General features: G+C 68.2%; 18 protein-coding genes. 5 read left to right on the forward strand and 13 right to left on the reverse strand.

All coding sequences use genetic code 11. The annotated features are described in order from the left end of the window. Positions 1 to 62 precede the first annotated feature (62 nt). The 5 genes from grpE (at position 63) to ACG0Z3_RS06625 (ending at position 7554) form a co-directional block, all read left to right on the forward strand. Complete coding sequence (gene grpE, locus ACG0Z3_RS06605) at positions 63 to 587, forward strand: nucleotide exchange factor GrpE (RefSeq protein WP_394396431.1); 525 nt, start codon at positions 63 to 65, stop codon at positions 585 to 587. An 84-nt stretch (positions 588 to 671) separates the two neighbouring features. Next, on the forward strand, positions 672 to 2693 hold the full coding sequence (gene dnaK / locus ACG0Z3_RS06610) for a molecular chaperone DnaK (RefSeq protein WP_394396846.1): 2022 nt from the start codon (positions 672 to 674) through the stop codon (positions 2691 to 2693). Positions 2694 to 2761: 68 nt separating this feature from the next. Beyond that, complete coding sequence (gene dnaJ, locus ACG0Z3_RS06615) at positions 2762 to 3910, forward strand: molecular chaperone DnaJ (protein ID WP_394396432.1); 1149 nt, start codon at positions 2762 to 2764, stop codon at positions 3908 to 3910. A gap of 275 nt (positions 3911 to 4185) precedes the next feature. Then, positions 4186 to 5832 (forward strand): response regulator, encoded by a 1647-nt coding sequence (locus ACG0Z3_RS06620; RefSeq protein ID WP_394396433.1) that lies wholly within the window; start codon positions 4186 to 4188, stop codon positions 5830 to 5832. Positions 5833 to 5838: 6 nt separating this feature from the next. Beyond that, positions 5839 to 7554, forward strand: coding sequence for a phosphoethanolamine transferase (locus ACG0Z3_RS06625; RefSeq protein ID WP_394396435.1), 1716 nt, complete (start codon positions 5839 to 5841; stop codon positions 7552 to 7554). Here ACG0Z3_RS06625 and ACG0Z3_RS06630 read toward each other — a convergent pair. The 13 genes from ACG0Z3_RS06630 to ACG0Z3_RS06690 form a co-directional block, all read right to left on the reverse strand. Next, positions 7551 to 8687 (reverse strand): PA0069 family radical SAM protein, encoded by a 1137-nt coding sequence (locus tag ACG0Z3_RS06630; protein ID WP_394396436.1) that lies wholly within the window; start codon positions 8685 to 8687, stop codon positions 7551 to 7553. The genes ACG0Z3_RS06625 and ACG0Z3_RS06630 overlap by 4 nt on opposite strands. Before the next feature lie 45 nt (positions 8688 to 8732). Beyond that, a complete protein-coding gene (locus tag ACG0Z3_RS06635) occupies positions 8733 to 10172 on the reverse strand; it encodes an aldehyde dehydrogenase family protein (protein WP_394396437.1) in 1440 nt (479 codons plus the stop codon). Positions 10173 to 10217: 45 nt separating this feature from the next. Continuing rightward, positions 10218 to 13070 (reverse strand): TonB-dependent receptor domain-containing protein, encoded by a 2853-nt coding sequence (locus ACG0Z3_RS06640; protein WP_394396438.1) that lies wholly within the window; start codon positions 13068 to 13070, stop codon positions 10218 to 10220. Between the two features lie 93 nt (positions 13071 to 13163). Continuing rightward, complete coding sequence (locus tag ACG0Z3_RS06645; RefSeq protein ID WP_394396439.1) at positions 13164 to 15077, reverse strand: hypothetical protein; 1914 nt, start codon at positions 15075 to 15077, stop codon at positions 13164 to 13166. Between the two features lie 44 nt (positions 15078 to 15121). Next, positions 15122 to 16255, reverse strand: coding sequence for a lactonase family protein (locus ACG0Z3_RS06650; RefSeq protein WP_394396440.1), 1134 nt, complete (start codon positions 16253 to 16255; stop codon positions 15122 to 15124). After that, a complete protein-coding gene (locus ACG0Z3_RS06655) occupies positions 16245 to 17378 on the reverse strand; it encodes a porin (RefSeq protein WP_394396441.1) in 1134 nt (377 codons plus the stop codon). The genes ACG0Z3_RS06650 and ACG0Z3_RS06655 overlap by 11 nt, the downstream gene beginning before the upstream one ends. Before the next feature lie 159 nt (positions 17379 to 17537). After that, the gene (locus ACG0Z3_RS06660) at positions 17538 to 18434 is read right to left on the reverse strand and encodes a helix-turn-helix domain-containing protein (RefSeq protein ID WP_394396443.1); all 897 of its coding nucleotides are present in this window, start codon (positions 18432 to 18434) and stop codon (positions 17538 to 17540) included. A 101-nt stretch (positions 18435 to 18535) separates the two neighbouring features. Next, positions 18536 to 19420 carry a substrate-binding domain-containing protein gene (locus ACG0Z3_RS06665; protein ID WP_394396445.1) on the reverse strand — a complete coding sequence of 295 codons (885 nt, stop codon included), beginning with the start codon at positions 19418 to 19420 and terminating at the stop codon, positions 18536 to 18538. A 24-nt stretch (positions 19421 to 19444) separates the two neighbouring features. Next, positions 19445 to 20995 carry an acetolactate synthase large subunit gene (locus tag ACG0Z3_RS06670; protein ID WP_394396447.1) on the reverse strand — a complete coding sequence of 517 codons (1551 nt, stop codon included), beginning with the start codon at positions 20993 to 20995 and terminating at the stop codon, positions 19445 to 19447. 84 nt (positions 20996 to 21079) lie between these two features. After that, the gene (locus tag ACG0Z3_RS06675) at positions 21080 to 21937 is read right to left on the reverse strand and encodes an HpcH/HpaI aldolase family protein (RefSeq protein ID WP_394396449.1); all 858 of its coding nucleotides are present in this window, start codon (positions 21935 to 21937) and stop codon (positions 21080 to 21082) included. A gap of 110 nt (positions 21938 to 22047) precedes the next feature. Further along, entirely contained in the window at positions 22048 to 23040 is a 993-nt protein-coding gene (locus ACG0Z3_RS06680; RefSeq protein ID WP_394396451.1) for a DODA-type extradiol aromatic ring-opening family dioxygenase, read from the reverse strand. Between the two features lie 162 nt (positions 23041 to 23202). Beyond that, positions 23203 to 24468, reverse strand: a complete 1266-nt coding sequence (locus ACG0Z3_RS06685; RefSeq protein WP_394396453.1) for an MFS transporter — start codon at positions 24466 to 24468, stop codon at positions 23203 to 23205. Positions 24469 to 24497: 29 nt separating this feature from the next. Then, positions 24498 to 25343, reverse strand: a complete 846-nt coding sequence (locus tag ACG0Z3_RS06690; RefSeq protein ID WP_394396455.1) for an amidohydrolase family protein — start codon at positions 25341 to 25343, stop codon at positions 24498 to 24500. Positions 25344 to 25464: the final 121 nt, after the last annotated feature.

Raw genomic sequence — 25464 nt, forward strand, 5'->3', positions numbered from 1 at the left:
AATCCCCCTCTTGAAACCAGGACATCGCGCCCCACGTCGGCGCGGTTGCTTTCTTTTCTGCCATGACTACCGAACATCCCCTGCCCGAAGACGCCGCAGGCGCCCCCGAGCCCACGGCGGCTGAACTGAACCCCGAGATCAAGATCGCCGAGCTGGAAGGTCGGCTGGCCGAGATGAGCGACGCCTACCTGCGCGCCAAGGCCGAGGTCGAGAACGTGCGCCGCCGTGCCGACGAAGACATCGCCAAGGCCCGCAAGTTCGCCGTCGAGGCCTTCGCCGAAGCCATGCTGCCGGTCATGGACAGCCTGGAAGGCGCCATCGCCACGCCCAACGCCAGCGTCGAGACGGTGCTGGAAGGCGTGCACGCCACGCGCCGCCAGCTGTCCAGCGCGCTGGAGCGCAACAAGGTCGTCGAGATCAACCCCGGCCAGGGCGCCAAGTTCGACCCGCACCAGCACCAGGCCATCTCCATGGTTCCGGCGCCGACGCAGGAGTCCAACACGGTGGTCACCGTGCTGCAAAAGGGCTTCCTGATCGCCGACCGCGTGCTGCGCCCCGCGCTCGTGACGGTGGCCGCGCCTCGCTAATGACCTGGGGACAGACCTTGGCGCACAGCGACATGCTCTGTCCTCACTAATTCACAGCTCGCGCCTCTTGAAGGCGGCCGAGTTATCCACAAATCGAACACATCACAGAATCCTCAGGAGCACCCCATGGGAAAGATCATCGGCATTGACCTCGGCACCACCAACTCGTGCGTGGCGGTCATGGAAGGCAACACGACCCGCGTCATCGAGAACGCCGAAGGCGCTCGCACGACGCCGTCCATCATTGCCTACCAGGAAGACGGCGAAATCCTCGTCGGCGCCTCGGCCAAGCGCCAGTCGGTGACCAACCCGAAGAACACGCTGTACGCGGTGAAGCGCCTGATCGGCCGCAAGTTCACCGAGAAGGAAGTGCAGAAGGACATCGACCTGATGCCCTACACCATCGCCGCCGCCGACAACGGCGACGCCTGGGTGGAAGTGCGCGGCAAGAAGTTCGCGCCCCCGCAGGTCAGCGCCGAAGTGCTGCGCAAGATGAAGAAGACCGCCGAGGACTACCTCGGCGAGGAAGTGACTGAGGCCGTCATCACGGTGCCGGCCTACTTCAACGACGCGCAGCGCCAGGCCACCAAGGACGCCGGCCGCATCGCCGGCCTGGACGTCAAGCGCATCATCAACGAGCCCACCGCCGCCGCCCTGGCCTTCGGCCTGGACAAGCATGGCAAGGGCGACCGCAAGATCGCCGTTTATGACCTGGGTGGCGGCACGTTCGACGTGTCCATCATCGAGATCGCCGACGTGGACGGTGAGAAGCAGTTCGAAGTGCTGTCGACCAACGGCGACACCTTCCTGGGCGGCGAAGACTTCGACCAGCGCGTCATCGACTACATCGTCACCGAGTTCAAGAAGGAACAAGGCGTCGACCTGACCAAGGACGTGCTGGCCCTGCAGCGCCTGAAGGAAGCCGCCGAGAAGGCCAAGATCGAGCTGTCGAATTCGTCGCAGACCGATGTCAACCTGCCCTACATCACGGCCGACGCGACGGGTCCGAAGCACCTGAACGTCAAGCTGACCCGCGCCAAGCTGGAGTCGCTGGTGGACGAGCTCATCGAGCGCACCATCGCCCCCTGCCGCATCGCCATCAAGGACGCCGGCGTGTCGGTGTCGGACATCGATGACGTGATCCTGGTCGGCGGCATGAGCCGCATGCCCAAGGTGCAGGAGAAGGTCAAGGAGTTCTTCGGCAAGGAGCCGCGTAAGGACGTCAACCCCGACGAGGCCGTGGCCGTCGGTGCCGCCATCCAGGGCCAGGTCCTGGGCGGCGAGCGCAAGGACGTGCTGCTGCTGGACGTCACTCCGCTGAGCCTGGGCATCGAGACCCTGGGCGGCGTGATGACGAAGATGATCAAGAAGAACACGACCATCCCGACGAAGTTCAGCCAGACCTTCTCGACTGCTGACGACAACCAGCCGGCCGTGACGATCAAGGTCTACCAGGGCGAGCGCGAGCTGGCCCAAGCCAACAAGTCGCTGGGCGAGTTCAACCTCGAAGGCATCCCGCCGGCCCCGCGCGGCGTGCCGCAGATCGAGGTGTCGTTCGACATCGACGCCAACGGCATCCTGCACGTCGGCGCCAAGGACAAGGGCACCGGCAAGGAAAACAAGATCACCATCAAGGCGAACTCGGGCCTGTCGGAAGCCGAGATCGAGAAGATGGTGAAGGACGCCGAAGCCAACGCGGCCGAGGACAAGAAGAAGGTCGAGCTGGTGCAGGCCCGCAACCAGGCCGACGGCCTCGTGCACAGCGTGCGCAAGTCGGTGGCCGAGCATGGCGACAAGCTGGACGCGGCCGAGAAGGATGCCATCGAAGCGGCCGCCAAGGACCTGGAAGAAGCCATCAAGGGCGACGACCAGGCCGCCATCGAGGCCAAGACCGAGACGCTGATGACCGCCAGCCAGAAGCTGGGCGAGAAGATGTACGCCGACCAGCAGGCCGCGCAAGCCGCCGCGGGCGCCGCCGGTGCCGGTGCCGGTGCCGGTGCCGGTGCCGCCGAGCAGCCCCAGGCCGCGCCGCAAGGCGAAGCCAAGCGCCCGGCCGACGACAACGTCGTGGATGCCGAGTTCAAGGAAGTCAAGGACGGCAAGTAAGCCCTCGTTGACTCGGCCCGGCAGCGCTGCGAGGCGCCGCCGGGCCTTTGCCCTTACAGAGAAGAGCAATGGCTTCCAAGCGCGATTACTACGAAGTCCTCGGCGTCGCCAAGAACGCGACCGAAGACGACATCAAGAAGGCCTACCGCAAGCTGGCCATGAAGTACCACCCTGACCGCAACCAGGGTGACGGGGCCAAGGCGGCCGAGGAGCAGTTCAAGGAGGCCAAGGAGGCCTACGAGATGCTCTCCGACCCGCAGAAGAAGGCCGCCTACGACCAGTACGGCCATGCGGGCGTGGACCCCAACATGGGCGGCCGCGGCGGGCCGGGCGCGGAGGGCTTCGGCGGCTTTGCCGAGGCCTTCGGCGACATCTTCGGCGACATCTTCGGCGGCCAGGGCGGCGGGCAGCGTCGCGGCGGCGGCCAGCAGGTCTACCGCGGCAGCGACCTCAGCTACGCGATGGAGATCACGCTGGAAGAAGCCGCACGCGGCAAGGAAACGCAGATCCGCATCCCGAGCTGGGAAGGCTGCGAGACCTGCTCCGGCACCGGCGCCAAGCCCGGCACCAGCGCCAAGAGCTGCGGCTCCTGCGGCGGCTCGGGCACGGTGCACATGCGCCAGGGCTTTTTCAGCATCCAGCAGACCTGCCCGCACTGCCACGGCAGCGGCAAGATCATTCCCGACCCCTGCACGGCCTGCAACGGCCAGGGCAAGGTGAAAAAGCAGAAGACGCTGGAAGTGAAGATCCCGGCCGGCATCAACGAGGGCATGCGCATCCGCTCGGCGGGCAACGGCGAGCCTGGCGTGAACGGCGGCCCGGCGGGCGACCTGTACATCGAAATCCGCATCAAGCAGCACGACATCTTCGAGCGCGACGGCGACGACCTGCACTGCACGATGCCCGTCTCGCTGATCACGGCCGCGCTGGGCGGCGGCATCGAGGTACCGACGCTGGGCGGCAAGGCCGAGATCGAGCTGCCCGAGGGCACGCAGCACGGCAAGACCTTCCGCCTGCGCGGCAAGGGCATCAAGGGCGTGCGCAGCAGCTACCCAGGCGACCTGTACTGCCACATCGCGATCGAAACACCGGTCAAGCTCACCGAGCACCAGAAGAAGCTGCTCAAGGAGCTGGACGAGTCACTCAAGAAGGGTGGCGAGAAGCACTCGCCCAACGCCAAGAGCTGGACCGATCGCGTCAAGGACCTGTTCAAGTAAGCCGCCACACGCCGGCCCCGCGCCGGCAGGGTGAGTGACAGGCCGCAGCCCCGCCCGGGGGACTGCGGCCTTTTCACGGGTGAAGGGGCTGCGGCCGGCGCCGGGTTTCCCGCGTCCGATGTCACGAAATCCCGGGGCTGCCCCGCGTAAACCATCTCACCCTGCGAAGTTGTCGCGCCTACAGTGCAGCAACCTCAACGCAACCCGTCATCAGTGATTCCCTCGCTGTCGTCTGCACCTCCGGCCTGTGGCCGCCTGCCAAGGCAGGAGGGCGCATGCTCCTGATGGACCAGACCATCCAGGGGGCATCGGCGCTGATCATCGACAGCAACTCCAGCTCGCGCAGCCTGATGTCGGCGCAATTGCGAGACCTCGGCGTGGGCACCGTGCGCCAGACGCCGCGTGTGAAGGACGCCCGCGTGATGCTGGAACATCACACCTTCGACATCGTGCTGTGCGACTACCACTTCGACAGCAGCGACACCTCGGGCCAGGACCTGCTGGATGAATTGCGGCGCGAAGGCCTGCTGCCCCACTCCACCGTCTTCGTCATGGTGACCAGCGAGGCCACTTACGCCAAGGTGGCCGAGGCCGCCGAGGCCGCGCTGGACGCTTACCTCATCAAGCCCTATACCAGCGCCAACCTGGCGGAGCGGCTGACGAGTGCGCGCCAGCGCAAGCGTCTGTTGAGGGACATCTTCGAGGCCATCGAGAACGAGGACTTCGAGACCGCCGCCAACCTGTGCATGGCGCGCTTCGAGACCAAGGCCAAGTACTGGCTGTACGCCGCGCGCATCGGCGCCGAGCTGCTGCTGCGGCTGAAGCGTTTCGATGACGCCAGGATCCTCTACGAAGCCATCATCGCCGCCAAGACCGTGCCCTGGGCGCGCCTGGGCGTCGCGCGCACCGAGGTGGCCACCGGCAACCTGCAAAAGGCCCGCCGCACGCTGGAGAACCTCATCGGCGAGCTCCCTGACTACGCCGACTCGCACGACCTCATGGGCCATGTGCAGATGGAACAGGGCGATCTGGCCGAGGCGCTGAAAACCTACCAGACCGCCGTGAACCTGACGCCGGGTTGCCTGCTGCGCCTGCAACGCTGCGGGGCGCTCGGCTTCTACTCGGGCCACCGCGTCGAGGCCTTGCGCATGCTGGAGCGGGCCATGTCGCTGGGGCTACGCTCCAAGCTGTTCGACATGCTGAGCGTCGTCCTCGTGGGGCTGATCCGCTTCGACAACAAGGATTACAAGGGTTTCAAGTACGCGCACGACGCGCTGACCAGCGCACTGGAACGTGCCCCCGGCGCCATCCGGCTGCAGCGTTTCGATCTTGTGTTCCGCGGCCTGTCCTACCTGCTGGAACGGCGCGTGGGCCAGGCGCTGCTGATCGCGCGCGAGTTCACCGACCAAGCCGACGCTGGTGACTTCGACCTGGAGGTCGCGTCGCTGCTGTCGGCGCTGTGGCTGCGCCTGTCCAGCCAGGAGGTCGAGCTTGAGGAAATGATGCCCGTCCTGAAAACCCTGGGGCTGCGCCACTGCACCTCCAAGGCCAGCACCGAGATCCTCGTGGCCATGGCCGAGACGCACGAGGGTGCGGCCGACCAGTTCCGTGACTGCCACCAGCAGATCTTCAACGTCGCCGAGACGGCCATGCGCCACTCGCTGCGCGGCACGGCCAAGGTGGCCGTGGAGCTGCTGATCCAGCAAGGCGAGCTGACACGCAGCGCCAAGCTCATCGACATGGCCGGCCTCGTGCTGCGCCGCCACGCCGAGAAGATCGAAGGTGCGCAAGACCTCGCCCAGCGCATCGACGAGCTGCACAACCGCTACGTGAAGCCCATGGGCAGCGGCACCATCAAGACCCGCGCGACGGGCGGCGTGGCGCTGCGTTCCGGCAGCGGCAAAGCGGCCGCCCCCGCCTGAACAGTCTTGCACTCCGCCGACTGCCTCCACCTGCCCCCCGACCGCCGCGCCTCGCTGCCCCGCCGCCTGCTGGCATGGCTGCGCCCCGACGCCGCACGGCCGCTGACCCAGGCCTGGCTGGCCGCGCTGTGGATGAGCCTGCTGGCCAACTGGCCGCTGTGGCGCCAGCTGCACCTCATGGCCGAGCCCAGCCCGCTGTTCATCGCGGCCTTCGCCGGCATGGTCACGGCGGCCACGGGCGCCCTGCTCAGCCTGCTGGCGTGGCCGCGCCTCATCAAGATCGTGCTTGCCGTGCTGCTGCTCAGCGCCGCCGCGCTGGCACACTTCATCGGCAGCTACGGCATCGTGTTCGACCCAACAATGGTCACGAACATGGCGCAGACCGACGTGCATGAGACTCGCGACCTGCTGAACGGGCGGCTGCTGCTGAGCCTCACCCTGCTGGGCGCCCTGCCCCTGTGGTGGCTGCTGCGCCGGCCCGCCGCGCCGCCTCAGGCCCTGGGGGCACGGCTGGGCGGCAACCTTGCCGGCTTCGCACTGGGCCTGCTGGCCATGGTGCTACTGGCGCTGGCCGTGTTTGCCGAGCTGTCGTCCACGATGCGCAACCACAAGGCGCTGCGCTACATGGTGACGCCGCTGAATGCCGTGTACTCGCTGAGCGCGGCCGCCGTGCGCAGCCGGCAGGCGCCCACCGGCCCGCCGGCCGTCATCGGCGCCGACGCCCGCCTGCTGCCGCGTGCGCCAGACGGCAAACCGCCGCTGCTGCTGCTCGTGGTGGGCGAGACGGCACGGTCCATGAACTTCAGCCTAAACGGCTATGCGCGCCCCACCAACCCGCAACTGGCCAAGCTGCCGGCCGACAGCCTCGTGAGCCTGCGCGACGTCACGTCCTGCGGCACGGCCACGGCGGCATCCCTGCCCTGCATGTTCTCGCCGCTGGGCCGCGACGCCTTCACCAGCCTCAAGGGCCGGCAGGAGAACCTGCTGGACGTGCTGCACCGGGCTGGCCTGGCCGTGCTCTGGCTGGACAACCAAAGCGGCTGCAAAGGCCTGTGCGACCGTGTGCCCCACAGCTTCACGAGCGAGCTGGCGCCGGCCACGCCGCCGCTGCCGCCCGGGCTTTGCGACGGCAAGGAATGCTTCGACGCGGCGCTGCTGCACGGCCTGAGCCAGCGCGTGGCGGCGCTGGACCCGGAGCGCCTGCAGCGCGGCCTGGTGCTGGTGCTGCACCAGATGGGCAGCCATGGCCCGGCCTACTACAGGCGCTCACCGCCCGAGCTGAAGGCTTTCAAGCCGGAGTGCCGCAGCAACGCGCTGCAGCAATGCCCGCGCGAGCAGGTCGTCAACGCCTACGACAACACCCTCGTGAGCACTGACCACCTGCTGGCCGGTGCCATCGCCTGGCTGCAGCTGCAGCAGCCGCGCTTCGACACCGGCCTGCTGTACGTGTCGGACCACGGCGAGTCACTGGGCGAGAACGGCCTGTACCTGCACGGCATGCCCTACGCGTTCGCGCCCCGCGAGCAGACCCATGTGCCCATGATCCTGTGGGTGCCCGAGGGCGGCGCGCTGGCCGGGTCACTGAAGCCCGGCTGCCTGGCCTCGCTGCGCGACAAGCCGGCGTCGCACGACCACCTTTTCCACACCGCCATGGGCTGGGTGGGCGCGCGGGCCGATGTCTACCGGCCCGACTGGGACCTGTTGGCCGGCTGCCGGCGCTAGAACAGGCTGCCCTGCGCGGACGCGGGGGCCGACGGCCGGGCCGGCCGCTGGAACAGCGCCAGTTGCACCGGCCGGCGCTCGGTGCGCAACCCCAGTTGGGCCGCCGCCCGCCGCAGCCGCGCACGCAGCAGATCGGCCCAGACGCCCTCGCCGGTGAAGCGGGTGCCGAAGCGGGCATCGTTGTCCTTGCCGCCCCGCATGTCGCGGATGCGCGCCATCACGCGCTCGGCGCGCTCCGGGAAATGGCGCTGCAGCCAGTCCTGGAACAGCGGGTTCACCTCCCACGGCAGCCGCACCGGGATGCTGAAGGCGCTGCTGGCGCCAGCCTCGGCGGCGGCTTCGAGGATGCGCTCCAACTCCGGCTCGTTGATGAACGGGATGATGGGCGACACGCTGACCCCCACCGGCACACCGGCCTCGGCCAGCAGCCGCAACGTGCGCAGCCGCCGCGCCGGGGCTGCGGCGCGCGGCTCCAGGATGCGGGCGAGCTCGTTGTCCAGCGTCGTGACGGACACATAGGCGGACACCAGCCCCTGCGCCGCCATCGGCGCGATGAGGTCCAGGTCGCGCTCGATGCCGCTGCTCTTGGTGACGACGGAGAACGGGTGGCCCGCCTCGGCCAGCACCTCGATCACGCGGCGCGTGATGCCCAGCCGGCGCTCCACCGGCTGGTAGGCGTCGGTGGCCGTGCCCAGCACCAGCGAGCGTGGCTCGTAGCGCGGCGAGGCCAGTGTCTCTCGCAGCCGCTCGGCGGCATTGACCTTGGCGACGATGCGGGTCTCGAAGTCCAGCCCCGGCGACAGGTTCAGGTAGCTGTGCGTGGGCCGCGCGAAGCAGTACACGCAACCATGCTCGCAGCCGCGGTAGGGGTTGATCGAGTAGTCGAAAGAGATGTCCGGCGACTGGTTGCTCGTAACGATCTTCTTCGCGAGCTCTTCGATGACCTGCGTGGCCGGCGGCAGGTGCTCCTGGGCAGCGTCCTGGTCCAGCGAGCCCCAGCCGTCGTCGACCTGCTCGCGCTCATGCCGCTCGAAGCGATGTGGCATGGCCGTGGCCGTGCCCCGCCCCTTGATGGAGGCGACGGGAACCAGGGCCGGCTGGGCGGCGGCGATGCGGCGGGGCGTGAACGACATGCTGTAAATATATACAGCATTTGCTACCCGTGCCGCATCGGGCAATCAGCCCTGCGTGTAGCAAGTCTTGATCGTCGTGAAGAACTCCGCCGCGTGACGGCCCTGCTCGCGGGGTCCGTAGCTGGACGCTTTGCGGCCGCCAAAGGGCACGTGGTAATCCACGCCCGCCGTCGGCAGGTTCACCATCGTCATGCCGGCCTGGGCGTGGCGCTTGAAGTGCGTGGCGTGCTTGAGGCTCGTCGTCGCGATGCCCGAAGCCAGGCCGAACGGCGTGTCGTTGGCCAGCGCCAGCGCCTCCTCGTAGCCGCGCGCGCGCTGCACGCTGACCACCGGGCCGAAGACCTCCTCACGGTTGATGCGCATGGCCGGCGTCGTGTCGGTGAACAGCGCGGGCTGCAGGTAGAAGCCCGGCGCGCCATCCGCGTTGTGCGCCATCGCCTCGCCGCCAGCGGCCAGCGTGGCGCCCTCGGCCTTGCCGATCTCGATGTAGCCCAGATCCTGCGCAAGCTGGCGCTCGTCGACGACCGGGCCGATGTCGGTGCCGGCCTTGCGCGCATCGCCCACCTTCAGCGAGCGCATGCGCTCGATGACGGCCGCGACGAAGCGGTCATGGATGCCGTCCGTGACGATGACGCGACTGGACGCCGTGCAGCGCTGGCCCGTCGAGAAGAAGCCACTGTTGACGGCGCACGTCACGGCTACGTCCAGGTCGGCGTCGTCCAGCACGATGAAGGGGTTCTTGCCGCCCATCTCCAGCTGGAACTTGGCCAGGCGGCCAACGCAGGCCTCGGCCACGCGCCGGCCGGTGGTCACCGAGCCGGTGAAGCTGATGCCGTGCACACGCGCATCGTCCAGCATCGCCTGGCCCACCACCGCGCCACGACCCATGACGAGGTTGAGCACGCCGCGGGGCAGGCCAGCGCGATGCAGGATGTCCGCCAGCGCCCAGGCCGAACCGGGCACCAGCTCGGCGGGCTTGAAGACCACCGCGTTGCCATGGGCCAGAGCGGGCGCGATCTTCCAGGCGGGGATGGCGATGGGAAAGTTCCACGGGGTGATGAGGCCGACCACGCCCAGCGGCTCGCGCGTGACCTCCACGCCCACGCCGGGCCGCACCGACGCCACCGCCTCGCCGCCCTGGCGCAGCGCCTCGCCAGCGAAGAACTTGAAGATGTTGCCGGCGCGCATGACCTCACCGACGGCCTCGGGCAGCGTCTTGCCCTCCTCGCGCGCCAGCAGCTCGCCCAGCTCGGCGCGCCGCGCGAGGATCTCGCTGCCCGCGGCGTCCAGAATGTCGAAACGCTGCTGCGGCGTCGTCAGGCCCCAGGCGGGCGCGGCGGCGCTGGCCGCAGCGATGGCGTCAGCCACCTGGACGGCATCGGCCTGTGCGTACTCGCCGATGACGTCGCGGGTGTCCGACGGGTTGATGTTGCGGGACGAGGACGCGCCGGCGACCCACTCGCCGTTGATCAGTTGCTTGAACATGGGACTGCTCTGAAGTGAAGGAAAGTGGGCGCCGGCGCGACAAGCTCAGAAGAGCAGGCGCGCACCGACGGTGAAGTAGCGCCCGCGCGGGTCGTCCGCCGGCGAGAAGCCGTCGCGCAGGCCAGCACGCGTGCCGTTGCCCGAGAAGGCGCCCGGCGGCGGCGTGCGGTTGAACAGGTTGTCGACGTTCAGGTAGACCTGCGCATCGCCCTCATGGCGGCCCAGGGACAGGCCGAAGTCGTAGGCCACGTTGAGGCTGGTGGTCGCGAACGAGGCCATGTGGTTGTTGACCCAGACCTGCGTCGGATCGCCGCCCAGCTTCATCGCGCTGCGCCAGCGCTGGCCCAGCTCCAGGCTGACCGCATCGGTCGGCTTGAAGCGGAAGAAGGCCGACACGCGCACCGACGGCGTCGACGCCAGGCCCAGAGCGCCGAAGGCCACGCCACCCTGGTCCACCGTCGCGAGCCCCGGCTGGCGGTAGTACACATGCGGCTGCCAGGCCGTCAGCACGCGCAGCGACGCAGGGCGGTTCAGCAGCGTGCCGGCCACGTTGGCCTCCAGGTCCACGCCCCAAGTCTCGATCTCGGCGATGTTGATGTAGCTGGTGGTCCAGGCCGTCACCGCGTTGGCGGCCGAGGTGTCGGTGTAGCCGTTGGGGCGCGTCTGCATCGCGCAGTAGGTCGACGCGCCACCGCTGGCGTAGCAGAGCTGCTGGAAGGTCGTCGTGGAGCCGGCCACCTGCGTGACCGCGTCGCTGATGCGGATGCGGTAAGCGTCGACCGCCAGGCTCAGCCTGGGTGCGGGCTTCCACACCAGGCCCACCGTCGTCGTGTTGCCGATCTCGGCCGTCAGACGGGGGTTCGACTGGTCGTACTGCGGCACCGTCGGCGTGAGCCCCGTCAGCAGGTCGGTGGGGCGCACCTGCACGATGGAGGTGGGCGCGTACAGGTCATACAGCGTCGGCGCGCGGATGTCCCGCGAGCGGGTCACGCGAAAGCGCAGCGCGTCCAGCACATGCCAGTCCAGCCCCAGCTTCCAGGTCTTGTAGTTGCCGCTGGTGTCGTAGTGCGTGTCGCGCAGGGCGGCGTTCAGGTTCAGCTGCTTGGCGAAGGCGGCATCCTTCAGCAGTGGCACGTCAAGCTCACCGGCAACCTCCCACACGCGCTGGCTGACGCCCTGCGGCGTCTCGCCGAACACGTATTCGTTGCGCACGGTGCCAGCCGTGCAATTCAGCGTGAGGCCGGTGCAGCTGACGAGGTCGCCCGGCCGCGACGAGCTGGTGGAGCTGAAGGACAGCTCGCGCCATTCACCGGACAGGGCCGCCGTCACCGGGCCGGCCCAGGTCGAGAACAGGCTGCCGCTGACCTGTGCAGACACATCGTTCATCGTCGTCGTGGAGCCGAAGCGCACCGTATCGGTCACGTAGTCGATGGCAGCGGCCGACGCGGCGCTGGGGCCGAACACGTTCAGCGGCACGCAATCGTCCGCCAGGCCGGGGTTGCTCACCCGGATGTTGCAGACGACCTGGCCATTGCTGCTGACGGCGTCCAGCGCGGCGGCTAGCGACTGGCGGTTGATGACGTTGTTCAGCGCCGTCTCCAGCCGCGCGCGACCGTGCACGACGTCCACGCTCCAGCTCAGGCCGGCACCCTTACCTTCCACGCCGGCCATCGCGACCCACTGCTCGGCGTCGGCCACCGCGTTGGCACGCGGGATGTCCGACATGAACTTACTGAAGCGGAAGGTGCTCTCGCCGGCCGGCATCAGCGCGCGCACGGCGTCGGGCAGAAAGGCGTTGCTGCGGCGCAGGGACACAGCGGCCAGCTGCGGTGTCTCGGCCCAGTTGGTGTTGGTCTTCAGGTTGCCGGAGATCTGCGCGTGGGCGCGCACGCTGTCCGACACCTGGTAGTCGGCCCGGCCGAAGAACTGCCGCCCCGACAGCGCCGACATCAGGCTGGCATCCCAGTAGCCACCGTCCCCGCCCAACTGCAGGGACGTGGTGCCGGTGGATGTGCCCGCCACGAAGGGGCTGAGCTGGCCGTTGGTCTTGAACACCTGGCCCGCCAGCGCACCGCTGGTGATGAGGCCACCGAACGGGAAGTCCTTCTGCCGCACGTTGTTCTGCAGCACATAGGGGTTGGCCGTCGTGCCCGCGCCAGTCACGCCCCATTGCGTGAGCCAGTCGCGGCTGGTGCGATGGTCGATGCCGTCTTGCTCACGCGCCTCGAAGCCCGCCTCCAGATGCAGGCCAGGCGCGACGTTGCCGCCCCACGCGATGCCCGCCGACGCACGGCCCGCGTCGCCCAGTGCAGACAGGCCGTAGCTCGCCTCCGCGCGCACGCCGTTGAACTGGCGATTAATGATGTAGTTGACGACGCCGCTCATCGCGTCCGACCCGTAGACGGCCGACACACCGCCGGTCACCACGTCCACGCGCTCGACGAACATCTGCGGGATCAGGTCCACGTCGACGACGCCGTTGTACAGCGTCGGCGGCACCCGCTTGCCATCCATCAGCACCAGCGTGCGCGTGGCACCGATGTTGCGCAGGTTCAGCTGGTTGGCGGCACCGTTGCCGCCTGCCGCACTGCCCGAGGTGGTGGGGTTGCTGGTGGCGCCGCGCGAGCCGGCGAACACCGGCAGGCTGTTCAGCGCCTCGGCCAGCGTGGCCCCAGGCTTGGACGCCAGCAGCTCGTCGGCGCGCATGACGGTGACCGGCGACGGGCTGCTGTCGCCGTTGCTGATCACGCGCGAGCCGGTGATGACGACCTTCTCGATCTGCTGCGTCGCACCGGGCTCGGTGGCCTGGGCCAGCGCGGCGCCCAGCGGTGTCAACGCCAGCAAGGCGCCTGCGCCGCAGCGCATCAGGGGGCGGCCCGGCTTCGGGGGCTTCTTCATGGTCTTGTCTCCTGTTTTTAGGCAAAGCGAAGCCACCCGCGCCTGTGTCGGCGCGTTGTGTCGGTGGCGGGTGGGCGAGCGGGAGCCGGCCGGTCAGCGGGCGCCAGGCGGCACGTACTGCGGCGTCGAGTCTTCCCAGATGTTGTCGGTGATCTGGCGCTTGCCCGAGCCGTCGGCGTTCATCACGAACAGCTGGCCATAGGGCTGGAAGGTCTGGTCGTAGTGGCAGGCCTCGTCGCGGTAGCCGGCCTGGCCGCTGTTGTAGAGGATCTGCTTACCGTCAGACGTCCACACCGCGTGGCCGTCGCTGGCCGGGTGGCTGGTCAGGCGCTGCAGGTCGCTGCCGTCGGGCTTGACCGTGTAGAGGTCAAAGTTGGACCAGATGCTGCCCGGCAGCCGCACGCCGCGGTTGAACATGATGCGACTGCCGTCCGGGCTCCACATCGGCATGTTGTCGTAGCCGCTGGTGATGCGGCGCACCTTGCGCGTGGCCAGGTCCAGCACCGCCAGACCGCCCAGCGAGGCGCTGTTGGCATCCTCATTGGCGATGCGGAACACGACCTCACGGCCGTCCGCCGAGTAGCTGGGGAAGCCTGCGTTGAAGATGCTGTCATCGGTGAGCTGCTCCAGGCCGCTGCCGTCGCGCTTCACGCGCATCAGCTTGGCCCGGCCCTTGCCACGCTGCGTGAACCATTGGCCCACGCCAAACACGATCCACTCGCCGTCGGGCGACCACACCGGAAAGAAAGCGCCCGCCAGGCCGCGCTTGACCAACGTCGGGTCCAGGCCGCTCTGTTTCGTCACGTCGTAGACGCGGCGGCGCTCGCTGCCGTCGGCCTTCATGACGTCCACCGAGCCGTCCTCGCCCTTGGCCGTCAGCACCATCCAGCCGTCCTTGGAGAACGCCGGCCACACGTCGGTGTAGCGGTACTCGCGCGTGGCGTCCCAGCTGTAAAGCGCCTGGTTCTGCTGCCAGCCGCGCCAGGTGAACTTCTCGTAGACCACCTGCTTGCCGTCAGGCGACCAGGTGGGCGTGCGCAGCCCGGCGAGCTTGATGGGGGCCTTGCCCGCCTGCGTGGAGTACAGGCCGTCCTCGGGGCCGCCCTTGCGGCGGTAGACGATCTCATCGTTGCCCAGGTATTGCGGGCTGATTTTGAAGCCCGGGCCGCTGGTGTGCTCGGTGCGCGCGCCGCTGGCCACGTCGACCGACACGATCTGTGCGTCGATCTTCAGCAGCAGGTCCGGGCGCAGCACCCAGTAGGTGTACTCGGCCAGCGTCTCGTAGAAGACGATGCGCTTGCCGTCGGCCGACCACTTGGGCGAGCCCTGGCAGTAGTCCTTGCGGCTGCTGACCTTGCGCAAGCCCGTGCCGTCGGCGCGGATGACGTAGATGCTCAACTCCTGGGTGTGCTCCCAGCCGGCGCCTTTGTGGTGGCCCTTCCAGTCGGTGTGGCGGTCGGACGAGAAGGCCAGCCACTGGCCGTCGGGCGACCAGCTCGGGCGGAAGAAGCCGTTGGGCGAGTCGGCCTTGGCCGGCAGCGCTGCGGTCAGGTTCTGCAGCTCGCGGCTCTGCAGGTCCATAACCCAGATGTTGGCCAGCAGCGTATCGCGCGTGCTGACGAAAGCGAGCTTGCGGCCATCCGGCGAGAAGACGGCGGCGTCCTCGACGGCGGGCCCGTCGGTCAGGCGTTCCACGGCGCTGCCGTCCGTGCGGCAGCGGTACAGGTTGGAATTGCCCAGGCCGTCGCGCTCGGACGTGAAGACGATCCACTGCCCGTCGGGCGAGAAGCTGGCGTTGTAGTCCAGCGTGCCGCTGTCGACCAGCTTGCGCTCGTTCGTGCCGTCAGCATTGGCGATGAACAGGCGCGATGCCGACGGGCCGATGCGGTTGAGCAGCAGCGGGCGCTGCCGGGCGGCCGGGGCGGACTGCGCCAGCGCGCTCAGAGGGGCGTGGCCCAGGGCCAGCGCCGTGGCGGATGCGCCGCCGAGGAACTTTCTGCGATCCAAGATGTGTCTCCTGTGGAATCAATGGGCGGCCGGGAGCGCCGCCCTCATGGCATGAAGCCGACGCTGACCGGTGCGGGCGACTCGACGGTGCGGCCGGTGTCGGTGAGCTGGCCCGTCAGCGGGTCGACGGCGAAGAGCTGGACGCGGTTGCTGCGGTAATGGGCCACGAGCAGCCAGCGGCCGGAGGCATGCAGGTCGAACGCCCACAACCCCTCCCCACCGCTTGGCAGGCGCTGGGCCAGCGTCAGCGCGCCGCTGGCGGCGTCCACGCGATAGACGGTCAACAGGTGCTCGCCGCGGTTGCCGACGTAGAGAAAGCGCCCATCGGCGCTGAGCAGCATCTCCGACGCGCTGCGCACACCCTGGAACCCGGGCGTCGACACGGCCAGTGTCTGCTGCGGGGTCAGCAGGCCCTGCGCGCCGTCCCAGGCCAACACCATGAGCTCGGCACTGAGTTCGTTGAGCACATAGGCGAAGCGGCCATCGCGGCCGAACAGAGCGCGGCGCGGGCCGCTGCCGGGCGGCACGACGAGGCTGCGGCCGACATCGTCGGCGGCCAGGGTGCGTGTGGCGCGGTTCAGCCCGTAGACGAATACGCGGTCGGCCCCGAGGTCGGGCACCAGCACGTAGCGGCCGCCCGGGTCCACCGCGCTGCCATGGGCATGCGGACTGGCCTGACGGCGGTGCGGGCCGCTGCCGCTGGCCTGGCGGGTGCTGATGGTGGGGCCCACGCGGCCGTCCGGCTGCACCGCGAGCGTGGACACCGAGCCCGCGCCGAAGTTGGCGGCCAGCAGCGTCTGGGACGGCGCATCCAGCAGCAGATGGGTGGTGCCGGCGCCGCCGGCAGGGGCCTCGTTCAGCACCGCGAGCGCGCCGCTGGCACGGTCGACCGCGAAGGCTGCCACGCGGCCACTGTCCAGTGCGGCGTAGAGCACGGGCAGGCGCGGGTGCGGCGTGGTCCAGCGCGGCTTGGCCACGTCGGCCACCACACCCAGCGAGGCGAGCCGGCCCGCGCAGCTGTCAAAGCGCAGCGCGCGCAGCCCTGTGCCGTCGGTGCCCACGTACGCCAGCTCATCGGCGCTGCAGCGCGGCATCTGGGGGGGTGTGACGCAGCCGGCCAGCAACGCCGTGGCAGCCAGCACCAACGTCGCGATGAAGGGGCGCCGCTCAGAACACATGCTTGATGCCTCCCTGCACGCCGCTGGAGCGGCTGTAGCCCTGGGTGTGGTTGGTGCCGACATCGGCCGACAGGCTGGTGCGCCGGCTCAGCGTATAGACATAGCCCAGGCCGAGCTTGGTGGACGACTGGCCCAGCAGCACGGGATAGGCGGCGTAGGGGTTGGGCGTGGTCGCGGCGGTGGCACCCGGCGTGACGCTGTTGGGGTTGTAGCCCGCCGGCGGCGCATGGTGACCCACGCCCGCACGCACGAAGCCGCTGCCCAGCGGCACATGGGCACCGAGCAGCCAGGTGGTCATGCGCGCATTGCCGGGCGTGCTGTTTTGCCCGACCGAGTAGTTCGCAAAGCCCTTCAAGCGGCCGAAGTCGTAGGTCGCACCGAACGCCAGCGTGCGGTTCAGCGTGGCGTCGCTGCGGCGCGAATCGTTGAAGGCCAGCATCGCGAGCAACGGGCCGGCCTGGTAGCGCAGGCCCAGGCCCAGATTGCGCCCGTTGGGCGCGCCCGTGGCGGTGGCGGCCGCCCCGCCCTCGCCCGCCCCGACCAGCACCTGGGCCGACAGGCCGGCCACGCTGGGCGACAGGTAGAGCAGCGCGTTGTTGCTGGCACCGACGAAGTTGCCGCCACGCGTGAAGCCGGCCAGGCCCGCCACGCTGTACTCCATGCCCCAGGGGTCGCTGAGCAGACCCAGCACGAAGGTCGGCGTGGCCTGGCGGCCCAGGCGGATTTCGCCCAGCTCGCGGCTGGCGAGCGACACATAAGCCTGCGCGTTCCAGAAACCGGCGTTGTAGCTGCGCGCGCCACCCGAGTAGCTCACGCCGTCACGCGGCTCCACCGTCCCGCTGTCGGGCTGGAAGCGGTGGTCCAGCAGGAAGCCGGCCTTGAGGCCGTTGCCCAAGTCCTCGCTGCCGCGCAGGCCCAGCCGCGAGCTGGACGCCGAATGCACGTTCCAGCGGCCGGGGCGGCCGATCTGCCAATCGCTGAAATAGCCCAGGTTGCTCTGCCCGCCGTCGACGCGCGACACCGCAACGTCGACGATGCCGAACAGCTGCACCGAGGAGGACTGGGCCAGGGCCGGGGCGGCCAGGCAGCCGAGCATGACCCAGCTCAGCGCGAACTTCATCATCGTTGTCTCCACATCGTTCTCGTCATCCCAGGGTTCCTGCCCTGTGTATGACGACAAGAATAGGGAGCGGGCCACCGCAGCGCCCTACACAAAAGACAGCTTCGCTGGCACTTTTGTGCGCCGGCCGGGCGCGATCAGGGCTTCCCCGGGGGGGGCGATTCAGGACTGGCGCGCGGCGGCGCGGAACTGGCTGGGCGACTGCCCCACTTCCTTGCGGAAGAAGCGCGTGAAGTAGGCCGTGTCCACAAAGCCCAGCCCGTAGGCGATCTGCTCGATGGACATGTCGCCGAAGATCAGGTTGCGCTTGGCCTCGGTGATGAGGCGGGCATGGATGAGCTTGTTGGGTGGCGTGCCGGTGGCGGCCACGCAGGCGGCACGCAGCTGGGTGGGAGAGACGGCCATCCTGGACGCATAGTCCTGCAGCTTCAGGTGCTCACGGTAGTGCTGGTGCACCAGCTCGCGGAAGCGGTCGGCCAGCTTGATCGCGTTGCGCGTGGCGCCTTCCTTGTCGATCTGGTCCAGCCGCGTGCTGCGCACCAGGCGCAGCAGCATGGAGGTCAGCAACGACTCGGTGCCGATGATGTGGCCGATGGCCTTGGAACGTACCTCCTGCTCCAGCCGGCGCACGAGGTTGTAGAAATGCAGCGGCGCCTCGGCGTCGTAGTCCAGGGGGATGACGCGCGGCTCAGCCCACAGCTGCAGGAACTCGGGCAGGCGGGCGTTGACCTGGTGCAGAAAGGTCTGCTCGATGGTGACGACCCAGCGGTCCACGTCGACCTCGTAGTCCAGCCCATGCACGCAGTCATGCGGCAGCAGCAGTGCGCAGGCGCCCCTGAAGGGCACGCTGCGCCCTTCAAGGTTCATTACGCCGCGCCCCTGGCGCACGAAGATGACCTGGCCATAGGCAGGGTGCGCATGCGGCGCTGTGCGGCGACGGCCGCCTTCGGTCACGTGGCCGACATTGACGAACCAGGCTTCCTGCTCGCTCTCGGGCTTGTCCACGTAGAGCCGGACCTGCGGCACGGTGGCCGCAGCGGCGCGGGAGTCCTTGCTCATGGGCGGTCGGGCGTCGAGACGAAAACACGGCACATGCGCCGAATGTAGCGCTGCACCACGCGGCGCCCAGGCCTCCCGGCCCGGGCGCCACGGCAAAGGGATCAGCCCAGCGAGCCTGTGACGTCGTCGAACAGCTCGTCCACGGTCAGGCGGTGCGGAATGATCTTCTGGTCTAGCGCCCAGTCGATGGCCAGCTGCAGACCCTTGCGGTTTGCCTCCAGGCCCAGTGGCGGGAACACGGCCGGCAGCCCTTCCGCGGCGGCGCGGCTCTCGGCCACCATGCGGTAGACCTCGCGCACGACGTCAGGCCGCGTCCTGGACAACTCCTCGTGCACGACGAACATGTGGTTGATGGGCACGACGTGCTCGCGCTCGAACCAGGCCTTGGCGGCGTTGTGCGCATCGGGCACCAGCGTGCGCACGCGCGGGTCCTTGGGCATGTCCTCGCCCAGCAGTGCGGCGGCGAGCTCACCCTTGAGCATCATGTCGGGGATGCTCGATCCCGCCGGCAGGCGCTGACAGTTCTCGGGGTCCTTGTACTCGGCCAGGTGGCCATCGCCCAGCGTCATCCAGGTGACCTTGTCCAGGTCCACACCGTACTCATGCCGCAGGATGCCGCGTATCCACAGCGCGGTGGTCTGCGTGTAGGTGCGTACGCCCACGCGCTTGCCTTCGATGTCCTTGGGCTTGAGGTCGCCGAAGTCGATATTGAAGCCGGCGCAATGGTGCTGAAAGCGCCCCGAGATGGGCGCAGGCAGCAGCACGTACGGCTTGCCGTAGGCCTTGGCCTGCAGGAAGGTGACGATGGCCAGTTCGCCGGCCTCGAACTTGTTCTCCCGCACCATGGCCTTGAAGCCGTTGTGCGCGGGCGTGGGGCCGCAGTAGTCCAGCGTGACGACGTCAGAGCTGACGCGGCCGTCCTTCATCGCCTTGGTGACGGCGTAGTCGGCCAGGTTGGTGCGCAGGGTGAGCTTGGTGTTGAGCATGTCGGTTGTCTCTTGTTCTTGGCCTTAGAGGCGGACTTCAATGAGGCGCGGCCCCGGCTCGCGGTTGGCATCTGCGAGGGCTTTGTAGAAACTCTCTGCCGTCTCGACAGCGATGGCTGGCACGCCCATGCTGCGGGCCATGGCCAGCCAGTCGATGCGGGGCTTGTCGATGTCGATCATGGACAGCGCGCGCTCGCCCGGCGTGCCCGCGCCCATGTTGGCGTACTCGGCCTTCAGGATGGCGTAGCTGTTGTTGGCGAAGATGACCGTGGTGACGTTGAGGTTCTCGCGCGCCTGGGTCCACAGCGACTGGATGGTGTACATCGCGCTGCCGTCGCCCACCATGCAGATGACACGGCGGTCCGGGCAGGCCAGCGCCGCGCCGGTGGCTACAGGCGTGGCGTAACCAATGGAGCCGCCCATGTTGTTGATGAGGTCGTGTGGCAGCGCGCCCATCGTGTGGCCCATGGATTCGCGGCCGGTGGTCAGCGACTCGTCAACGACGATGGCGTGCTCGGGGATGGCCGCGGCCAGCACGTGGGCGATGGACAGCGGGTTCAGCGCCCCGGTGGGCACCGGCGTCTCGATGCGCGCCTGCGTGAGGCCGGGCACGCGCCGGGCGTCCAGCTCGTCCAGCAGCATGTCGAAGGCGAGTTCGCTGTCCTCATCGGCCTGCACCAGCGCATGCACCTGCGTGCCCTCGGCCTTCAGCAGGCTGGGTTTGTCGGGGTAGGCGAAGAAGGCGACCGGCTCGCGCGTCTCAACGGTGATGAGGTGCTTGAAGCCCTTCAGGAAAGCCTGCGCCTGCGGCACGGCGTAGGGAATGCGCTCAATCGGCGTACGTCCGGCCCCGCGTTCGATGCGGGCGGTGAAGAACTGCGAGCCCAGCCGCGCACCAGTGGCAGCGGCGAGCTGGCCGGCCTTGCTCAGCGCCGTGCCGCGCGTGGCCTTGTTGGCCAGGATGATGAGCGCCGGTTCGCCCGAGCGCAGCACACGCACGATGTGCTCGATGCGCGCGACATCAGGCGCCTTGCGCTGCGGGGCTTCGATGGCGGGCAATGCGGCCGTCGCACCGGCCTGCTCCCATGCGGTGTTGCCGGGCAGGATCAGCGTGGCGATCTGGCCCGGGTGCTCGCCGGCCTTGGCGACGGCTTGCGTGGCGTCCCAGGCAATGCTGCCGGCCGAGTCCGAGCGGCGCACCCAGTGCGACAACGGCCGTGCCAGACCCTCTATGTCGGAGGTCAGCGGCGGGTCGTACTTCAGGTGCGAGAGGGAGTGCTCGCCGATGATGTTGACCATGCCCGACGACGCCCGCTTGGCGTTGTGGATGTTGGCCAGACCGTTGGCAAGACCCGGCCCCAGGTGCAGTAGCGTGGACGCGGGTTTGTCCTTCATGCGCCACCAGCCGTCGGCCGCGCCGGTGGCGATGCCCTCGAACAGGCACAGCACGCTGCGCATCTTCGTGTTGTTGCCCAGCGCCGCCAGGAAGTGCATCTCCGACGTGCCGGGGTTGGCGAAGCAGATGTCGACGCCCTGGTCGACCAGGGTCGCGACGAGGCTTTCGGCGCCGTTCATGTCTGGCCTCCCGCCGGGCCGCCCCAAGGGAAGGCCAGCACCCCCTCGGGGGGCAGCGAACAAAGTGAGCGTGGGGGCTTCATGTCAGTAAGAAGTTGCAGCTTGTTGAGCCAGGCCGACGACGCCATAGCTCTTGGTCGGCGCAGCCATCAGGAATCGGTAGCCCTCTTCCAGCAGCTTCTTGTGGTTCTTGGCCGTGACGTGCGGGTTGCCCACGACGACCTTGTGCTTGTGGCAGGTCTCGACGATGCGGCGCATCGCGTCCTGCACCTCGGGGTGCTCGTACTGGCGCGGGAAGCCCAGCGCCTGGCTGAGGTCGCCTTCGCCGATGAGGATGAAACCGATGCCGGGCACGTTGGCGAGGATGTCATCGAGGTTCTCGATGGCCTCGGGGCTCTCGCACATCAGTCCGACGAGGATTTCGCCCTCGGGAACCAGCGGCCACACGTCGGCCTTTTTATAGTAGTCGGCCATGCTCAGACCCCAGTAGCGCGACGCGTTGGCCGGGCCATCACCACGCACGCCCTTGGGTTCGTACAGCGGCGCGCCCTTGGGCCGCGCATAACGGCACGACGCCACGGCGTTGTAGGCCTGCTCCACGGTGGACACATGCGGCCATATGACGCCGTAGGCGCCACGGTCCAGCACCTGCTTGGCAAAGCTCTGGTTCATCTCCACACCGTTCGCCGGGATTCGGGACAGCGGCGTGACCTTGGGCGCCACCGAGCCCGTCTCGGCAATCTGCTTGCGGTTGAGCATGTACTGCAACGCGTCGCCCAGAGCGGCCACGTCGTAGGGGTTGTGCTCCATCTCGTAGACGATGCCGTCATACGGCGAATCGGCGAACTCGGCGGCGCTGAGCTTGTCGAGCTTGGAGAAGGCCGCGAACGCGGGCTTGCCGGCCTCGAAGGCCTTGATGATGCTGTTCAGACGTTCAGTCATTTCGATCTCTCAAAGGAGTGGTGTCTTGCCAAGCGACCGCCGCGGAACCGGCTTTTCCGGGCCGCCAGCGGTGCCCCCTTGAGGGGGCGCGCGAAGCGCTTAGGGGCGGGTCAAGGCATCCAATACATGAAGCCCATGCCTTCGCCGGTGCCGGCGGCGGTCCGCCAGCAGGGCACGTAGTCGACGAGCGTCATCTGCGCACCCGTGTGCTGCAGCGCCTTCATGACGGCCGAATAGATCTTGATTTCCGATGTGCCGGACTGGAACCAGCCGTCGGGGATGGCAGCCAGGCCCTCGTAGTCGTAGGCAGCCAGCTTCTTCAGGATGTCCTGGTCGAACTCCTCGTCGTTGACAAAGTGCGACAGGCCGCCCGACGCGATGACGGCCACGCGCACGTCCTCGGGCCAGGCCTCGATGGCATCGCGCAGCACATCCCCGAACTGGATGCAGCGCGCCATGGACGGCTGCGTCGGCGGGTAGAACAGGTTCATCAGCACCGGCACGTGTGGCGGCGGGTTGTCGCCCATGATCTGGTGGTAGACGAAGCTGTAGGCATGCGGCACGACGGGGTAGTCGGCCTTTTGCTTCATCTGCTTCTCCATCCACACGTTCTCGGGCCAGGCCTGCAGGTCGCACAGGTCAAAGCCCTTGGCCTGGAAGGTTTTCAGCAGGTAGTTCGCCAGCTTCGGGTGGGCCTGGTGCACGACGTGGTGATCGGGCGCATAGACCGAGCGCTGCGGCGGGCCGTTGTGCACCTCGGCGCCGCTGTAGATGGCGATGGAGGGCGACACGTCGGGCCAGATTTCCTTCTGGTCCTTGCCGAGGATGATGGCTACGTCGACGTTGGCGCGCCGGTAGGCGGCTGCCATCTCGTCCAGCGCGGCGCGGCAGCGCGCGGCGCGGACGGTGCGTTCTTCCAGCGTCAGGTAGGGCTCGAAGACCTTGCCGCGGTGGGCCTCCAGCTCCGGGTAGGTCCAGGTCTTGTTGCGGAACCAGAGTTCCGGGTTCTTGAAGTCGCGCTCGGCGTTGTTGAGCCAGTCCTCGGGCTTCTGCCCGAGCATGCCGCTGTGCGGCACGGCCATGCCGAAAACAATCTTTGCCATGGTGTTTGAACGTCTAGGGTTGAGGGCGACGCATGAATTCGTCGGGCCGAGCGCCGGGCCGCTCCCAAGCCGGCCCGTCATGGCGATGTGCATGCGGCTCAATGCCGCATGCATCGCCGCCCCCTCGGGGGGCCGGCTGCGGTACTCCGCGGACGAGGGGCGTCATGGCGCAGCCACCTTTGGTGCCCACTTGGGCTGCAGCAGGACAACCGTGTTGACCGCGCCGATCAGCAGGAAGACGACGATGACCTTCATGGGCAGGTCGTAGCTGCCGCTGGTGTGCAGCAGCCAGCCCGACAGCGAGGCAGACACACCGCCGGCCAGGCTGGTGGCGAGTTGCTGCACCCCGGTGGCCAGGCCGATGGCCTGCTTGGGGATCAGCGTCAGCTTGCACAGCGCCAGGTTGTTGGCCGTGGCCAGGCCCAGGAGCGTGAGCGACAGCACGTTCCAGAACAGCGCCGCTTCCAGCGAGCCAGCTGTCGTGCCCAGCAGCACCGTCGTGCCACCGATGAAGCCGGCGATGACGAAGGCCTTGCGCACCATCACGGCGTTATGGCCGCGCTCGATGATGCGATCGGCCAGCCAGCCGGCGGCCGTGGCGACGATGGCAATGCCCGCGAAGCTGAAGAAGGTGTAGAGGCCGGAGTCCTTCAGCGACAGGCCACGCTGCTCCACCAGGTAGGCGGGCATCCACGTCATGCAATAGAACGTGAAGTAGCCGTAGCAGAAGTTGTTGATCATGGCGCCCCAGATGACGGGGCTCTTCAGGATGCTGGACAGCGTCACCGACGCGGCATGCGCCTTGGAGACGATGAGCTGCTCCTTGCTCGGCAGGTCGCTCTTCACGCACAGCAGCCAGGGCACCAGCCACAGCAGCCCGAGCAGACCGGTCAGCACGAACATCCAGCTCCACGACCACGTGACGATCATCCAGGCCGCCACCGGTGCGCCGATGGCCGGGCCGAACTTGCCGCCCATGGACAGGATGCCGGCCGCCAACCCCTTGTGGTGCTCGCTCATGTTGTTGCCGATCCAGCGGTAGCTGGCCGGGATGACGATGGCCTCGGCCGCCCCCACCACCAGCCGCATGATGATCAGGCCCATCAGCGCGGTGACGGCGCCCGTGGCCGCCGTGGCCAGGCACCACAGTGCGAAGCACACCGTGTACGGCCACTTCACGCCGTAGCGGTCCACCAGCCAGCCCATGGGCAGCTGCATCAGGCCGTAGGACCAGAAGAAGGCCGAGTTCAGCCAGCCGCGGTCCACGCTGCTCAGCGCGAACTGCTCAATGAAGTGCTTGTCGGCCAGGGCCGAGGACAGGCTGGTGCGGTCGATGAACGAAATAAGCAGGCCGGCCATCAGCAGCCCCAGCACGACCCAGATGCGCAGCGGCGTCCGGGGTCTGGCGGGTCTCGTGGTTGTCTCCATCGCGTGGTTCTCTTTCTTGGTGGGGCTGCTCAGGCCAGGCGCGGGTAGAGCGTCTGCGCGGTCTTGCCGAAGATCCACTCGCGGTCGGCGGCGGACAGGCTGCCAAGGCCCGCCTGCGCCGTCGCCAGGATCTCGCCCAACGTGCCGGGCGAGGTCGGGAAGTTGGAGCCCCAGGCCAGGCGCTGAGGCCCGAACGCTTCAACCACACGGGGGAAGAAGGTCTCGGCCGAGGCCTTTTCCTTCTTCACGTCGCCGAAGATGCGCGGCGTGAGCTTCATGTAGAGGTTGGGCAGGTCGGCCATGTCAAACAGGCTCTGCGCGTTGGCATACGGCGGGCCGTCGAGCACATCGGGGCGGCCGAGATGGTCGAGGATGATGTTCACGTTCTTGAACTTCTCGCACAGCATGCGCACCTGTGGCAGCCCGATGGGGCCGGTCTGGATGCACATGGGCAGGCCCAGCTCGGCCAGAGCTTCCCAGGCCTTGAAACTCTTGGGGTTGTCCAGCTCGCTGGGGTCGAAGTCCTTGGTCGAACCGCCGGTGAAGATGCGCAGGCCGGCCAAGCCCCTGTCGGCCCAGCCCTTGATGACCGCGGGCACGTCGTCGGCCAGCATGTCGACGGAGCCGACGGCGACCAGGCGGTCCGCATACTGGTTACAGCCGTCGACGACATAGCTGTTGTCGAAGCCGTAGGTGGTCGACGAGTGCACCACAGCGGCCTTGGCAACACCTGCGGCGTCCATCGCGGCGATCAGCGATTCGACCGTGCTGGGGCGCTCTTGCGACCAGTCCGAGCGCTTGCCGAACAGCGGCGCCGGCGGGTAGCGGGTCTCGTCGTCCGAGATGATGTGAGGGTGGATGTCGATGATGTTCATGGGGCCTGGATGCAGCAGTTGGGCTCGCCCGAGGGGCTGGCGAGGCGGGTCGATGGCAAGGCGTGACGACGCAGTGGGCTAGTGCCCACAAGGAGGAGCAACGCCGCCAACGGCCCGAAGC

The sequence above is a fragment of the Pelomonas margarita genome, assembly GCF_043555875.1.
In the GTDB taxonomy this organism is placed as follows: Bacteria; Pseudomonadota; Gammaproteobacteria; order Burkholderiales; family Burkholderiaceae_C; genus Pelomonas; species Pelomonas margarita.

Bases quoted from the DNA above. Each gene is read 5' to 3' on its own strand.
- grpE (WP_394396431.1), top strand. From the start codon at position 63: ATGACTACCGAACATCCCCTGCCCGAAGACGCCGCAGGCGCCCCCGAG.
- dnaJ (WP_394396432.1), top strand. From the start codon at position 2,762: ATGGCTTCCAAGCGCGATTACTACGAAGTCCTCGGCGTCGCCAAGAAC.
- ACG0Z3_RS06620 (WP_394396433.1), top strand. From the start codon at position 4,186: ATGCTCCTGATGGACCAGACCATCCAGGGGGCATCGGCGCTGATCATC.
- ACG0Z3_RS06630 (WP_394396436.1), bottom strand. From the start codon at position 8,687: ATGTCGTTCACGCCCCGCCGCATCGCCGCCGCCCAGCCGGCCCTGGTT.
- ACG0Z3_RS06635 (WP_394396437.1), bottom strand. From the start codon at position 10,172: ATGTTCAAGCAACTGATCAACGGCGAGTGGGTCGCCGGCGCGTCCTCG.
- ACG0Z3_RS06640 (WP_394396438.1), bottom strand. From the start codon at position 13,070: ATGAAGAAGCCCCCGAAGCCGGGCCGCCCCCTGATGCGCTGCGGCGCA.
- ACG0Z3_RS06650 (WP_394396440.1), bottom strand. From the start codon at position 16,255: ATGTGTTCTGAGCGGCGCCCCTTCATCGCGACGTTGGTGCTGGCTGCC.
- ACG0Z3_RS06655 (WP_394396441.1), bottom strand. From the start codon at position 17,378: ATGATGAAGTTCGCGCTGAGCTGGGTCATGCTCGGCTGCCTGGCCGCC.
- ACG0Z3_RS06660 (WP_394396443.1), bottom strand. From the start codon at position 18,434: ATGAGCAAGGACTCCCGCGCCGCTGCGGCCACCGTGCCGCAGGTCCGG.
- ACG0Z3_RS06665 (WP_394396445.1), bottom strand. From the start codon at position 19,420: ATGCTCAACACCAAGCTCACCCTGCGCACCAACCTGGCCGACTACGCC.
- ACG0Z3_RS06670 (WP_394396447.1), bottom strand. From the start codon at position 20,995: ATGAACGGCGCCGAAAGCCTCGTCGCGACCCTGGTCGACCAGGGCGTC.
- ACG0Z3_RS06675 (WP_394396449.1), bottom strand. From the start codon at position 21,937: ATGACTGAACGTCTGAACAGCATCATCAAGGCCTTCGAGGCCGGCAAG.
- ACG0Z3_RS06680 (WP_394396451.1), bottom strand. From the start codon at position 23,040: ATGGCAAAGATTGTTTTCGGCATGGCCGTGCCGCACAGCGGCATGCTC.
- ACG0Z3_RS06685 (WP_394396453.1), bottom strand. From the start codon at position 24,468: ATGGAGACAACCACGAGACCCGCCAGACCCCGGACGCCGCTGCGCATC.
- ACG0Z3_RS06690 (WP_394396455.1), bottom strand. From the start codon at position 25,343: ATGAACATCATCGACATCCACCCTCACATCATCTCGGACGACGAGACC.